The following is a 13387-nucleotide window of genomic DNA, read 5'->3' as shown; positions in this document are numbered from 1 at the left end:
ATATTTAGCTAATACTGTGTTATATTTATTTTATTTAATATTTATGATAGATATTGGGTCATAAAAAGAACCATTTAAATTATTTTCATATAATTTAATCACTTCACTTCTACTACTTGTTTTTAATATATATACATGTCTGTACCCTGTTGTTGGGTTTACAAAATAATTTGCATCTATATTATCACTACGTAACTCATCTACAAACCTATCAGCAAATGCTTTTTTAGAAAAAACTCCTATTTGTAAATAGAATCCTTCTTCTAAATCGCCTATTTTTTTCATTCTTAAAACTCTTGCTTTTGGTCTTGATTTAGGCTCTTTGTAACTCTCTAGTTCTGCATCATCACCAAGCGTAATTTTCCATACATATACAACTTCTTTCGCTTTCTTTTTGCCTAGACCTGCCAATTCACCTTTGTCATTACTCTCAAAAAGAGTATTATCTTTAAATTCCTCAGTTTTTTCTTCTGCATCTTCCTTCTTAACAAACCTATCTATATACATAAAATAGTATTTTGTTTTAGGATCAAAAATATATTTAATCTCTAAATCAGCCTTTTCAAAAATTTTCTTCTTTTCTTTTATGTATGCTTCAGCATTCTCTTTCTTTTTGTATCTATCAGTTACTACATAATACATGGTTCCGCCGCCGCCCGATCGAGTTATTGTTTTTTCTCTCCAAGGGGTATTTGTTCTTCTTTTTAAGGAAGTATCTTTTTCGTCATCAGAAACAGAAGCTATTGAATCTTTGGTCGTATTTTCTTTTCTAATTACTTCAACAATTTTGGGTTTATTATTAAGTATTCTTAAAATTTCATCTACTTTTTTATTTAAAATACTGATAGAATCATATGCTTCTTGAATTTCATCCGACAAATCATTATGTTCCTCATTCTTGTATTCTTGCTTAGGTTTTCTTTTAGGTAATTTAATACTAACACTACCTGTTCTTCTTGTAGGTCTTCTTCTGCTAAATTTCTTTTCTCCAAAATTATAAATAATACCTACTTCATTAGTAGCAGCAAAATCTCCTTTTTCGTACGAAAACCCTATGGCTAACTTATCTGATAAATTAACACCAGCACCAGCTGATATACCATATTGCTTATCATACCCTACTTTTAACCAGCCCATTTTAGGTAAATCAAGAATTACATTTCCTCCAAAACCAAAAGAACCATTACCTGGTTTTCTTGCTAAGGCTAATACTCGTAAATCAGCTCCTTCAAAAATTCCACTAGCATAAGTAAACTCATGAGAATACATTGCATGACCAGAAAATGTTTTTTCTGAAAATGAAGTAGCTAATTCATTACTTTTTAAATTAAAATCTAATAAATTTTCAAAAAACACACCAACATCAAACTTTCCAAACGATACTGTTACTGCTGGCTGAAAATTCACTATTGGAATATCTTGAAAATTGCTCACTGCAGGATCAGGTACTTGAGAGTTCACTTTTAACCCATCAGCACTCCTTCTACTGTACAACACATTAAATCCAAATGTTAAATCTAAATTTTCATTCATTTGAATTCTTTGTGCATAATTTGCAATAGCTCCAAAATCTTTAAAAACTCCTACTTCTTGCTGATAAACAGCTAATCCACCTCCTACATTCTCCCTCATTTTCCCAGAATAACTCAACAAATATAATTTTGGGTTATCTTCAAATGATACGTTACTATTTCTAACAATAGCACTCATTGAAGTTTTATTTTCTCTTAATGCAGAAAAAGTTGGCACCGTTAAAAAACGATTAAACTTCATGAAACTTCGAGAAGTAAAACTATTGTATATTTCAGCGTTATTAGACACTTGCGAAAACACACATGAGCTAATAAACATTATTATATAAATAGTATTTCTTTTAATCATACACTTTTAATCTAAAACTGAGATACTACCCGCTTTAACAAGTTTGTCTTCTCTAGTTATTTTATAATAAAAAATTCGTTGATTCCCTAAATCTTCAGAGGGCCAATCATTTTTATATTCCTTTGTCATTAATACTTCCTTACCATCGGAACTATAAATAGTTACAGTTACAGAAGGTTGAAATGCATATCTATTTGATAGTTTCCAAGTATCATTAATACCATCAACAGTGTTTGGCGACACAACATTGGGTACTATTATTTGATCATCTTGTTCAACTACCTCTACTGTTTTTCTTACCTCACACCTATCAACAGTTGCTATTAATGTATAAAAACCTGCTTCTGTTACACTAACAATATTTGTTGACGACAATGGATTCCCATCACTATCTTCCCACTGATACGTATTCCCTCCTTCTCCTCTTATCGTAGTAGGTTGCCCTGATAATAACACTACTTTACCAGAGGGACCTATTTCATTTCCTGTGCTATCGTATAGTAGCACTGCAGAATCATCAAAAGGAATTATATTTATTGGTGTTACATCCTTTACACAGTCAAAGCCTGAAATTTGTAATTTATACTCTCCTGTTTCAGAAATTTCTAACGTTTTAGGATCAGTAACTGTTAACTCTACAGAATCTTTAAACCATTTATAAGTAAATCCGGTTACAATATCAGAAACTGTTAATGTTATTGTTTCTCCATCACATAATGCATTTGATGAAGAAGTAGAAGCTATATCCGGAGTCGCAATTGTTAAGTTAACATCTAATTTGTTTGACTTATTACTAAGTGCTAGCCCTGAACTTACCTCTAACTCAAACTCTCCATTATCTAAATAAGAGTCCACTTCATATTCGTTTAATGTTTTACCAGGTTGTATAATAGCATCTTTATACCATTGGTAATTTAAAATTGCTATCTGTTCTGGTGACAAATCATATTCAAGATCATCAGATCCTGTAGCTTTTATGCTTGCTACTGTTAGCAAGGTTTTGTCACTATCACACGACACATAATCATCGCCTGATTTTATTACAGTATTAATAGATTTAGTAGCTAACAAAGTAAATTTATCAGACTCGACAGAAAAAGGGCAACTTCCTGAGCTATCAGTTGCTACTGCATAATAAACACCAGCTTCAGTTGCATTTATTTCAAGCCCACTCTTACCTGGCAAAGGATTTGGATCACCAACTTTAAACCATTGAACTGTTACTGGCGTTGATGATGGAACTATTTCAATCTTCAAAAGCCTTGTCTCATTTGGCAGCCATACCGTTTTTTGAGTTCCTTCTATATTTACCGTAAATGTTGCTTCCGTTTTTTGTTTTAATTCAACCTCTTGAGAATTTGAAATACAACCGTTCGCTTCAATCTCTAGTCTGTAAATTCCAAATTGACCTGTATTAGGTGTAGTGTAAGTATTTGAATTAGAGGACAACACTAGCTCATCATCTTTATACCACCGATAAGTAAGAGCTGTATTATTTGTTGTTGCTTCAAAAGTATGCGTTTCATCTGCACAAATTTCAACAGGGGAACTTCCTTTTATCTGGGCATCTGAGGTACTTATGCGAACAACGTTAATTAAAATTGAGTTCACTACCCCACACTCTCCATAATCAATCCTCGCCTCATAAGTACCGGGTTCATTTACAGTTATCTCAGGATCAGTAGTAGTACCCACTGAAATAGTTCTATTTCTAAACCATTGGTAAACTCCTTCTTTATCTGTATTCAATTTTAATACTAACGAGCCAGATCCACAAATAAAATCAGTTGATTTATTATCATTTATCCATAAGATACTCTTCACCATATCATAAGCACTAAAAACGATAGATTCTGGCCCAGTAGCAACTGGTGATGTAGCAACCATTCTTATCTTATAACCTGTTCCAAAAGTATTATCAGGTAATTGAAATGAAGCAGAAATATCTTGAAAAGTTTCATTTTTACCAACAATCGCCGCAGAAACCCTATTTTCTGTTGTATTGGAAGGAAAAACTCCATTATCATCAGACATTTGAACGAAAAATTGATTGTCAGAATTAAAAAGAGTACCTGGAGCTATCTTAAAAGTTATATCATGAGACTTATTTACTTCATCACCACAAGCACTACTGAATATAAATTCAGGTGACAATAGAGCTTGTGAGAACAAGCCCAAGGTCTGAAATAACAGCCATATTACTAAAAGTATTTTTACGCTTTTAGCTATCTTTTCACTCATTTAAGGGATATTTAGGGGATGCCAAATTTAAACATTTTTTGATAAAAACAATCAAAAAAATAAATTTAACACCTTGTGAAGTTAAAAAATATAAATCACTTTTACAAGAAAAGATATTATAGCCATGAAATAATAAATATTTTTTACGTTTTTTGTAGTAACGTTTATATTTGCTTGTGAATAAATCAATTTATCTTTTTTTATTACTACTATCTAGTAATTTCTTACAATCGCAAACCGGTGGTGAAAACACCTATAGCTTTCTAAACACCCCTACTTTTGCTCGCCAAGTAGCATTAGGAGGGAAAACTTTAACATTTATTGATGACGTAAATCAACCTAGTTGGAATCCTGCTACTATTAGCAATAGGCTTCATAAACAACTCTCAGTAAACTATACTAGTTATTTAACTGGAATAAATATAGGATTCTGTCTCTTATGCCTATGAAATTAATAAACATTTTGAAACACTTCATGGAAATATCAAGTACATTAATTATGGCGAATTAATTAGAGCTGATGAAGAAGGTAATGAATTAGGATCTTTTAGCGCCAATGATTTTGCTATTTCTGTAGGCTACGCTAAAAACATCCCAAGAAGTGACTTTTATTACGGGGCTAATCTAAAATTAATTTACTCCTCTATAGATTCTTTTTCTTCAAGTGGTATTGCTGTTGATTTTGGAATTACCTATTACAGTGCTAATAATCCTTTTATCATTGCATTAGTTGCACGAAATATAGGTACACAAATAACATCTTTTAATGGTACTCGTGAAAAACTTCCTTTTGAAATAATTTTAGGAGCTTCTTATAAATTAGAAAAAGTACCTTTACGATGGTACTTAACATTAGAAAACCTTCAAAAATGTAAGGTTGGTGTTGCCAATCCAACCAATCAAACTACTGATTTAGAAGGAAACACAACACAAGAAAATATTTCTTTTTTAGACAACGCTTTTAGACATGTAATTGTAGGCGCTGAATTATTTCCTGATAGTGCTATAAACATTCGTTTGGGATATAATTTTAGAAGAAGCAAAGAACTTCAATTACAAAATGTACGTTCATTTGGTGGCTTATCTTTTGGCTTTGGGTTAAAAATGAATAAACTAAAGTTTAACTATGCCTATTCTAAGTTTCATTCAGCTTCAAATCTAAGTACTTTTAGCTTACAGATTGATTTAGACAAACGTTTAAAAGGAAAAAACCCTACACGATATTAGAATATCTGACGTATCTTTGTTACTCTTATATTCTTTACTATGACAAAAAAAATCACCATAGCTATCGATGGATTTTCATCTACAGGAAAAAGCACCATTGCAAAACAATTAGCAAAACAATTAGGCTATATTTACGTTGATACTGGTGCTATGTATAGAGCAGTTACTTTATACGCTATGCAAAAAAATTATATTTCTGAAGCACATTTTAACGCTAGTGAATTAATAAACGACTTAAGCAATATCTCACTTTCTTTTAGCTTTAATGAAGAAATTGGTTTTGCTGAAATGTTTTTAAATAAAAAGAACGTTGAAAAAGAAATAAGAAGTCTTGAAGTTTCAAAACTTGTAAGTAAAATCTCTACTATTTCAGAGGTAAGAAAAAAGTTAGTTAGTGAACAACAAGAGATGGGTAAAAATAAAGGTATTGTCATGGATGGTCGTGATATTGGAACTGTTGTTTTTCCTAATGCTGAATTAAAATTATTCATGACTGCTTCTGCTGACAAGCGTGCCAAGAGGCGTTATAAAGAATTGTTAGATAGAGGTGATAAAGTAAACTACGAGGAAATTTTACAAAACGTGGAAGAAAGAGATCGTATAGACTCTACTCGAGAGGATTCTCCTTTAATTGTAGCAGATGATGCCATTGAATTTGACAACTCAAATATGGGGCTAAAAGATCAATTTAACAGAATTATGAGTTTAGTTAATACAGCTATAGAATAATTCAATAAAACAAATCTATTTAATCATTTTCAACTATCAGTAATCAATTCATCAGAATTGATTATTTAAAGAATATATACGTATCAAAACTAAATACGCGATTCTCAGAGAAGTCATCAAAAACACGAACCTCTAATAATCAACACTATAAAAAAAACCAGTTTTTACAAAAAACTGGTTTTCAACTATTTTATTTCTTATTAAAAAAAAGAGTTCTTATAAATCTTCATCAAATTTAGTATGAGTAGAATATGTTCTCCATTTTTCTAAACATTCAGCTATATCATTAGGCACTTCAGAATTAAATTTTAAAAACTCTCCAGTTTTCGGATGAGTAAATCCTAATGTTTTAGCATGTAAAGCTTGTCTTGGTAACACTTTAAAACAATTATCAACAAACTGTTTATACTTTGTAAATGTCGTTCCCTTTAAAACTTTATCACCTCCATAACGTTCGTCGTTAAAAAGTGTATGACCAATATGTTTAAAATGCGCTCTTATTTGGTGAGTTCTTCCAGTTTCTAATTTACACTGAACTAAAGTAACATAAGTTAAACGTTCTAAAACTTTAAAATGTGTTATTGCAGGCTTCCCAAATTCACCATCTGGAAATACAGCCATTTGTAATCTGTTTTTTAAACTTCTTCCTATATGTCCTTCAATAGTACCTTCATCTTCTTCTATATTACCCCAAACTAGAGCATAATATAAACGTTCAGTAGTCCTATCAAAAAACTGTTTAGATAAATGGGTCATAGAAAACTCCGTTTTAGCTACCACCAATAAACCACTTGTATCTTTATCTATTCGGTGAACCAAGCCTGGACGCTCACTACTGTTAGTTGGTAAGTTTTCAATATGATGAATTAACCCATTAACTAAAGTCCCTGAATAATTTCCATGACCTGGATGAACAACCATTCCAGGTTCTTTATTTACTACAATTACCTCATCATCTTCATATACTATATTTAAAGGTATATCTTCTGCTACTAACAAATTTTCAGCTGGCGGGTATGACAACACTACCCTAACGACATCTTTTGGCTTTATCTTATAGTTAGATTTAACAACAATATCATTTACTAAAATATTTCCAGCTTTTGCTGCTTGTTGAATTTTATTACGTGTAGCGTTTTCTATAAAATTCATTAAAAACTTATCTACCCTCAATGGAACTTGCCCATCATTTGCTACAAATCTATAATGCTCGTATAAATCGTCATTATCTAATTCTGGAGTTGTGTCTTCCTGCATCAATCTAAACTATAATATTAATTACCATTACCGTCTCCCAAAATTAAATCTATCGTAGATTGTTTTGGCAATTTAGTTTTTGGTAGAATTGTATTTCCGTTATGTTTTAACCCTCTTACTACATCTTTACCTAAATCTCTAACCCAAGTAACATCTTTACCAACCTTAAAACCAATAGATCTAAGATGAGTTGTTGCTTGCCTACGAGTACGTCCATTTAAATCTGGAATTTCAACATCCCGATATTTTGAAGGATTTAACGTTAAATATATTTTCCTTCCTTCTTTTACAAAATCACCAGCTTCAGGATTTTGCTCTAATACTGCTTTTTTTGGATAATTAGGATTGTAAGTAGCACTATCAATAACTACATATCCTAAATTAAGCTCATTTAATTTTATTTCAACATTTGTTAAGGATAGCTTAGCTAAATTAGGTACTTCAATTTTTTGATTATGGTTAGTAGTTATCCCTAACCACCACTGTAATAAAAATACTAAAAGCGCAATTCCTAAAACTGCAATTCCTAATTGCTTAAAAAAGCTTTTACTTTTTATAAACCCAAATAAACCTTTAATACGTTCTGAAAATTTACTCATATTGATTTTTTTGTAAGATGATACAAATTTACTGTAAAATTTATTACTAATTTAAAATTCAACAACTCTTAAACGAGTTTTTTTGGTAAGTTTGTATAAATAACTCAGATTATCGATGAAAAAAAATATAGCTATTGTTATGGGAGGGTATTCCTCAGAGGTAAATATATCCTTACAAAGCGGTGCAGTTGTTTACAAACATCTCAATAAAGAAAAATACAATGCGTATAAAGTTCATATATTACCTCACAAATGGGTTGTCGTAGATACTGATGAAACAGAATACACTATAGATAAAAATGATTTTTCATTTTCAAAAAATACTACTAAAATTACTTTTGATTGTGTTTTTAATGCAATACATGGGAATCCTGGAGAAAACGGTAGTCTTTTAGCTTATTTTAATCTTATAAAAATGAAACACACCTCTGCTCCTTTTTATCAAATGGCATTAACATTCAATAAAAGAGATAGCTTAAGTGTTGTAAAACACTATGGGATTCCTACTGCTAAATCAGTATATATTAATAAAGGAGATAAATTTTGTAAAGATGAAATTGTTCAAAAAGTAGGACTTCCTTGTTTTGTAAAACCGAACAATGCAGGCTCAAGCTATGGGATCTCTAAAGTGTATACTATTGAAACACTTACACCTGCAATAGAAAAAGCTTACAAAGAAGATTCTGAAATATTAGTTGAAAGTTTTTTAGATGGAACTGAAGTTTCAGTGGGAGTCATTCAATATAAAGGAGAAACTACTGTTTTACCAATTACCGAGATAGTTTCTGAAAACGACTTTTTTGATTATGAAGCAAAATACTTAGGTAAGTCAAAAGAAATTACACCTGCTAGATTAACAAAAGAACAGGAAGGTAAGGTACGAGAAATAGCCAAGAAAGTATATGATCTATTAAACATGAGTGGTTTTTCACGCTCAGAATTTATCATTGTACATGATGAGCCTCATTTTTTAGAAATGAATACCGTTCCTGGTTTAACAGAGGCTAGTATTTTACCACAACAGGCAAATGAGGTTGGAATATCTTTAACAGAATTATTTGAAAATGCTATTGAAATGGCTCTAAATAATGATTAAAATATACACACTTTTTAATAAATGATGAATCAAGAATTACAAAACATATGAAGAAAGCTATTTTTCCAGGATCCTTTGATCCTATTACATTAGGCCATGTTGATATTATTGAGCGTGGAGTTACCTTATTTGATGAGCTCGTTATTGCTATTGGTATAAATTCCGATAAAAAGTATATGTTTTCATTGGAAGAACGTAAACGTTTTATTGAAGAAACTTTTAAACATGAACCTAAAATTAAAGTAGTTACATATAGTGGTTTAACTGTAAATTTTTGTAAAGAGGTTGCTGCACAGTTCATTTTAAGGGGGTTGAGAAATCCTGCTGATTTTGAATTTGAAAAAGCAATAGCGCACACTAACCGTAAACTATCAGAAATCGAGACTGTTTTCTTATTAACTTCATCCGGAAAAAGCTATATATCATCATCAATTGTTCGTGATGTTATAAGAAATGAAGGTGATTACACTGGATTAGTTCCTGGCGCTGTAAAAATTTAAATTATGAAAAAACTAACTCTACTACTACTTTTCATATTTTTAAATTCTTGTAATCAAAATGAAAAAGCTAAAAAGAAAGACTTCACCACTCTCTTTGAAAAATCTAACGGTACCGAAACCCCTGAATACAATGAAGTAATTTCATTTTATAAAAATTTAGCTAATTCATATAACGAAATTTCATTATTTGAAGTTGGGAAAACAGATTCTGGAAAGCCTCTTCATTTAGTTGTATTTAATAACGATGGCGATATCGATTTAAAAAGTTTAAAAAATTCAACAAAAAATAGAATTTTAATTAATAATGGTATTCATCCTGGAGAATCAGATGGCATTGATGCATCCATGATGCTATTAAGAGATATTGTTCAAAATGATTCTTTAAAAAAGACGTACTTAAACTCTTTAATCTGTGTCATTCCTATATACAATATCGGTGGTGCTCTTAATAGAAACTCTCACTCAAGAGCGAATCAAAATCGAACCTAAAGAATATGGTTTTAGAGGTAATGCTAGAAATTTTGATTTAAATAGAGACTTTATAAAACAAGACACCAAAAACGCCGCAGCTTTTGCTACTATTTTTCACTCGGTTAATCCAGATATTTTTATTGATAACCATGTAAGTAACGGTGCCGATTATCAGTATGCGATTACTCATTTATTTACACAACATAATAAATTAGGTGGTAGTCTCGGTGTTTTTTTAGAAAAAGAAATGCGTCCATACATAGAAAAATCTTTAGCTAAGAAACAAATACCTATTACTCCTTATGTTAATGTATGGGGAAGTACTCCTGAAAAAGGTTGGACTCAATTTTTCGATTCACCAAGATATTCAACAGGGTACACTACTCTTTTTAATACCCTAGGATTAATGGTAGAAACTCACATGCTAAAGCCCTATAAAATTCGTGTAGAGCAAACCTATGAACTATTACTTTCTACATTAGATTTTTCAAAAAAGAAATCCTCAAAAATCAAAGAACTACGAAAAAAAAACACGAAAGAATTATTAACTAAAAAAACGTACCCAATTGCATTTAAAGCAAATAAGAGTAATCCTACCTCTCTACTCTTTAAAGGGTATGAAGGCAGCTACATTAAGAGTGAGGTAACAAACGGTAAACGTTTGTTTTATGACAAATCTAAACCTTACACTAAAAAAATTCCCTACTATAATAACTTTAATGCAATTAAAGAAATAACAATACCAAAAGCCTATATTTTACAAAAAGGTTGGCATAAAGTAACCGAAAGACTCAGAAACAATGGTATTGCATATACTCATTTTAAACATGACACAATTTTAACTGTAGAAACTCAGCACATAGCTAATTTCAACACCAGAAAATCAGCTTATGAAGGACATTATTTACACTATAATACTACAGTAAAAAAAACAATTAAAACTGTTAAATTTAGGAAAGGTGATATATACATTTCAACACAACAAAAAGGTATTCGATATATTATTGAAACTTTAGAAGCTGAAGCTACTGACTCTTTTTTTAACTGGAATTTTTTTGACACCATACTTCAACAAAAAGAAGGGTTTTCAAGTTATGTTTTTGAAGATATTGCAGAACAATTCTTGAAAGAGAACCCTACAACTAAAAAGGAGTTAGATAAGAAAATTAAAGCAGATAAAAGCTTTGCTAAAAATCCATATGCTCAATTATATTTTGTTTACAAAAAAACTAAACACTATGAGCAAGCACATTTAAAACTACCTATTTATAAAATATATTAACCACAAAAAACCCTCAAGAACTGAGGGTTATATTTTTTTAATAATTTCTATATTGTTTTGTATCATTAAACACATGTTCTAGAATTTTTCTTTCTTGATCATCAAACGCTATATTTCTTCTTTTCATTACTACTTCAGCTACTTCAAATACTTTATTTGTTTTATACTCAGAAAACCCAGAAGCTCCTCCCCAACTATATGATGGGACAAAATTACGAGGGAAACCGCTACCAAAAATATTAGCAGAAACACCAATAACTGTACCTGTATTAAACATTGTATTAATTCCACACTTAGAATGATCTCCCATCATTAAACCACAAAATTGCAATCCTGTTTTTGCAAACCTCCCTGTTTCATAATTCCATAATTTAACCTCTGCATAATTATTCTTTAAATTAGAATTATTAGTATCAGCTCCTAAATTACACCACTCACCAAGAACTGAATTACCCAAATAACCTTCATGTCCTTTACTAGTATATCCAAAAAGCACTGAATTATTCACCTCTCCTCCTACTTTACAATAAGGTCCTAATGTAGTGGCTCCATATATTTTTGCTCCCATTTTTAAAACAGAATTTTCACACATAGCAAACCCTCCCCTTATAAGGCAGCCTTCCATTATTTCAGCGTTTTTGCCTATATAAATAGGTCCGTTGGTTGCATTTAAAGTAGCAAAAGATAACTTAGCTCCTTCTTCTAAGAAAATATCTTCCTTATTTATACAATTAACTGTTTCGGGTATTGGTTCAGACTCTCTACCTTCCGTTATTAAATCAAAGTCAGCTTTTAAAGCTTTTGCATTTAATGAAAATATATCCCAAGTATTTTTAATTTGTAACATTTCTCCCTCAAACTCTATAGCATCATAACTAGAAAAATCTACTTCCTCTTGTGAATCACTAGTATAAAAAGCAATTACATCTTCGTCTTTAAATATTGCTTGATTAGGCTTTAAATCTATAACCATTTCAACTACTCTTTTTGTTGGTAAAAAAGAAGCATTTATCAATACATTTTCTTCCATTTCTACCATTGGATATTTATCTTCTAAATAATTTTCAGTAATTGTAGTAGTTGTATATCCTAAAAATTTCTCCCACTTTTCTCTAATAGTTAAAATACCAACTCTTATGTCAGCAACAGGTTTAGTATAAGTAAATGGTAATAAAGCATTTCGTACATCACCATCAAATAAAATGTAATTCATTATTCTTATTTTTGAAGATGAACAAACTTACAATAAAAAACCGATTGTAAAAATTACAATCGATTAGAAAAACAACACTCTTTTTTGTTATTTTTTTATAAAATGTTTTACTCCTAATTTATCTTCAGAAATTACTTTTAACAAATATACTCCTATTGGTAATTCATCAATACTAACCTCCTTTTGAATCAAAGAAACGTTTTCAGATTTCAATAATTTCCCTGTATAATCATATACCATAACCTTAGCTTCTCTGGTTTCAGCAGGCAGTTCTATTTTAACTACGTCTCTAACTGGATTAGGATACATTGCAAATTTTAATAATTTTGCATCATCTACACCCAAAGAAGGTGTTGAACCTGAATTGCCAGTATATGTAGTATCTCCTTCAGTATTTCCATTTCCATTTCCAGATATTGAAGCTGCATAAAAAGTTACTTTTCCTTCATTACTATTAGGTGAAGTCCATTTCACACTCCAGGTATTTTGAGTATTTCCTGAACTAGTGTGAGTCGCTCTAGAATTATTGTTAACTGCTTTTGTATCTGCTCCACCAGACGCAAAAGTTCCTACCTTAGTATTATCTGAATCTTTTTCTGCTGTTACTTGAAATCCATTTCTTGTTCCTCCTCCTGAATTCGTAACCGTTATATTATATTCAGTATTAAAATCATACCCTGTTAGTGGTATATCTGTTGTTACCGTTAAATTTGCAGCAGAAGCAGTGCCTGCATGACAGGAGGTACAATTATTATTTGAATCTCCTGGAGAGCTAGAAAAAGCATTATCTCTTCCTCCTGAAAAAGAAATAAACATAAAACCTAATAAAGGAATAATAAATAGTGTTAATTTAAAAAAATAGTCTTTCCTCATAATTGTTGTATTTATAAT

Annotated in this window: 13 protein-coding genes; 7 read left to right on the top strand and 6 right to left on the bottom strand. The window is 30.8% G+C overall.

What is annotated here, in order from left to right; genetic code table 11:
- Positions 1-30: 30 nt before the first annotated feature.
- Positions 31-1881: a PorP/SprF family type IX secretion system membrane protein gene (locus ACMFBB_RS19125; protein WP_435262332.1), complete on the bottom strand. Its 1851-nt coding sequence runs from the start codon at positions 1879-1881 to the stop codon at positions 31-33.
- Positions 1882-1887: 6 nt separating this feature from the next.
- On the bottom strand, positions 1888-4122 hold the full coding sequence (locus ACMFBB_RS19120) for a gliding motility-associated C-terminal domain-containing protein (protein WP_435262331.1): 2235 nt from the start codon (positions 4120-4122) through the stop codon (positions 1888-1890).
- Positions 4123-4298: 176 nt separating this feature from the next.
- Here ACMFBB_RS19120 and ACMFBB_RS19115 point away from each other — a divergent pair, with 176 nt between their 5' ends.
- Genes ACMFBB_RS19115 through cmk form a run of 3 tightly spaced genes read left to right on the top strand, consistent with a single transcriptional unit; the run spans position 4299 to position 6078 of the window.
- Positions 4299-4571, top strand: a complete 273-nt coding sequence (locus ACMFBB_RS19115; protein ID WP_435262330.1) for a hypothetical protein — start codon at positions 4299-4301, stop codon at positions 4569-4571.
- A 1-nt stretch (position 4572) separates the two neighbouring features.
- Positions 4573-5349, top strand: coding sequence for a type IX secretion system protein PorQ (gene porQ / locus ACMFBB_RS19110; protein WP_435264337.1), 777 nt, complete (start codon positions 4573-4575; stop codon positions 5347-5349).
- A 39-nt stretch (positions 5350-5388) separates the two neighbouring features.
- Positions 5389-6078: a (d)CMP kinase gene (gene cmk, locus ACMFBB_RS19105; protein WP_435262329.1), complete on the top strand. Its 690-nt coding sequence runs from the start codon at positions 5389-5391 to the stop codon at positions 6076-6078.
- A 216-nt stretch (positions 6079-6294) separates the two neighbouring features.
- On the opposite strand, the gene ACMFBB_RS19100 is transcribed toward cmk, so the two are convergent.
- Positions 6295-7335: an RluA family pseudouridine synthase gene (locus ACMFBB_RS19100; protein WP_435264336.1), complete on the bottom strand. Its 1041-nt coding sequence runs from the start codon at positions 7333-7335 to the stop codon at positions 6295-6297.
- Positions 7336-7352: 17 nt separating this feature from the next.
- Complete coding sequence (locus ACMFBB_RS19095; protein WP_435262328.1) at positions 7353-7934, bottom strand: PASTA domain-containing protein; 582 nt, start codon at positions 7932-7934, stop codon at positions 7353-7355.
- Between the two features lie 115 nt (positions 7935-8049).
- Here ACMFBB_RS19095 and ACMFBB_RS19090 point away from each other — a divergent pair, with 115 nt between their 5' ends.
- Genes ACMFBB_RS19090 through ACMFBB_RS19075 form a run of 4 tightly spaced genes read left to right on the top strand, consistent with a single transcriptional unit; the run spans position 8050 to position 11283 of the window.
- Positions 8050-9030 (top strand): D-alanine--D-alanine ligase, encoded by a 981-nt coding sequence (locus tag ACMFBB_RS19090; RefSeq protein WP_435262327.1) that lies wholly within the window; start codon positions 8050-8052, stop codon positions 9028-9030.
- A 47-nt stretch (positions 9031-9077) separates the two neighbouring features.
- Positions 9078-9530, top strand: a complete 453-nt coding sequence (coaD, locus tag ACMFBB_RS19085) for a pantetheine-phosphate adenylyltransferase (RefSeq protein ID WP_435262326.1) — start codon at positions 9078-9080, stop codon at positions 9528-9530.
- Positions 9531-9533: 3 nt separating this feature from the next.
- Positions 9534-10019, top strand: a complete 486-nt coding sequence (locus ACMFBB_RS19080) for a M14 family zinc carboxypeptidase (RefSeq protein ID WP_435262325.1) — start codon at positions 9534-9536, stop codon at positions 10017-10019.
- Complete coding sequence (locus ACMFBB_RS19075; protein ID WP_435262324.1) at positions 9970-11283, top strand: hypothetical protein; 1314 nt, start codon at positions 9970-9972, stop codon at positions 11281-11283. The genes ACMFBB_RS19080 and ACMFBB_RS19075 overlap by 50 nt, the downstream gene beginning before the upstream one ends.
- Positions 11284-11320: 37 nt before the next feature.
- On the opposite strand, the gene ACMFBB_RS19070 is transcribed toward ACMFBB_RS19075, so the two are convergent.
- Together ACMFBB_RS19070 and ACMFBB_RS19065 are read right to left on the bottom strand one after the other, a co-directional pair.
- A complete protein-coding gene (locus ACMFBB_RS19070; RefSeq protein ID WP_435262323.1) occupies positions 11321-12496 on the bottom strand; it encodes a GlmU family protein in 1176 nt (391 codons plus the stop codon).
- Between the two features lie 87 nt (positions 12497-12583).
- Complete coding sequence (locus tag ACMFBB_RS19065) at positions 12584-13369, bottom strand: choice-of-anchor V domain-containing protein (protein ID WP_435262322.1); 786 nt, start codon at positions 13367-13369, stop codon at positions 12584-12586.
- Positions 13370-13387 lie beyond the last annotated feature (18 nt).

Origin of the sequence: Tenacibaculum sp. nBUS_03, assembly GCF_051201695.1 — a bacterium.
In the GTDB taxonomy this organism is placed as follows: domain Bacteria; phylum Bacteroidota; class Bacteroidia; order Flavobacteriales; family Flavobacteriaceae; genus Polaribacter.
This window is presented reverse-complemented; position numbering and strand designations above follow the sequence as displayed.

Coding starts and splice junctions, on each gene's coding strand:
- ACMFBB_RS19125 (WP_435262332.1), bottom strand. CDS start 1,881: ATGATTAAAAGAAATACTATTTATATAATAATGTTTATTAGCTCATGT.
- ACMFBB_RS19120 (WP_435262331.1), bottom strand. CDS start 4,122: ATGAGTGAAAAGATAGCTAAAAGCGTAAAAATACTTTTAGTAATATGG.
- cmk (WP_435262329.1), top strand. CDS start 5,389: ATGACAAAAAAAATCACCATAGCTATCGATGGATTTTCATCTACAGGA.
- ACMFBB_RS19100 (WP_435264336.1), bottom strand. CDS start 7,335: ATGCAGGAAGACACAACTCCAGAATTAGATAATGACGATTTATACGAG.
- ACMFBB_RS19095 (WP_435262328.1), bottom strand. CDS start 7,934: ATGAGTAAATTTTCAGAACGTATTAAAGGTTTATTTGGGTTTATAAAA.
- ACMFBB_RS19090 (WP_435262327.1), top strand. CDS start 8,050: ATGAAAAAAAATATAGCTATTGTTATGGGAGGGTATTCCTCAGAGGTA.
- coaD (WP_435262326.1), top strand. CDS start 9,078: ATGAAGAAAGCTATTTTTCCAGGATCCTTTGATCCTATTACATTAGGC.
- ACMFBB_RS19080 (WP_435262325.1), top strand. CDS start 9,534: ATGAAAAAACTAACTCTACTACTACTTTTCATATTTTTAAATTCTTGT.
- ACMFBB_RS19070 (WP_435262323.1), bottom strand. CDS start 12,496: ATGAATTACATTTTATTTGATGGTGATGTACGAAATGCTTTATTACCA.
- ACMFBB_RS19065 (WP_435262322.1), bottom strand. CDS start 13,369: ATGAGGAAAGACTATTTTTTTAAATTAACACTATTTATTATTCCTTTA.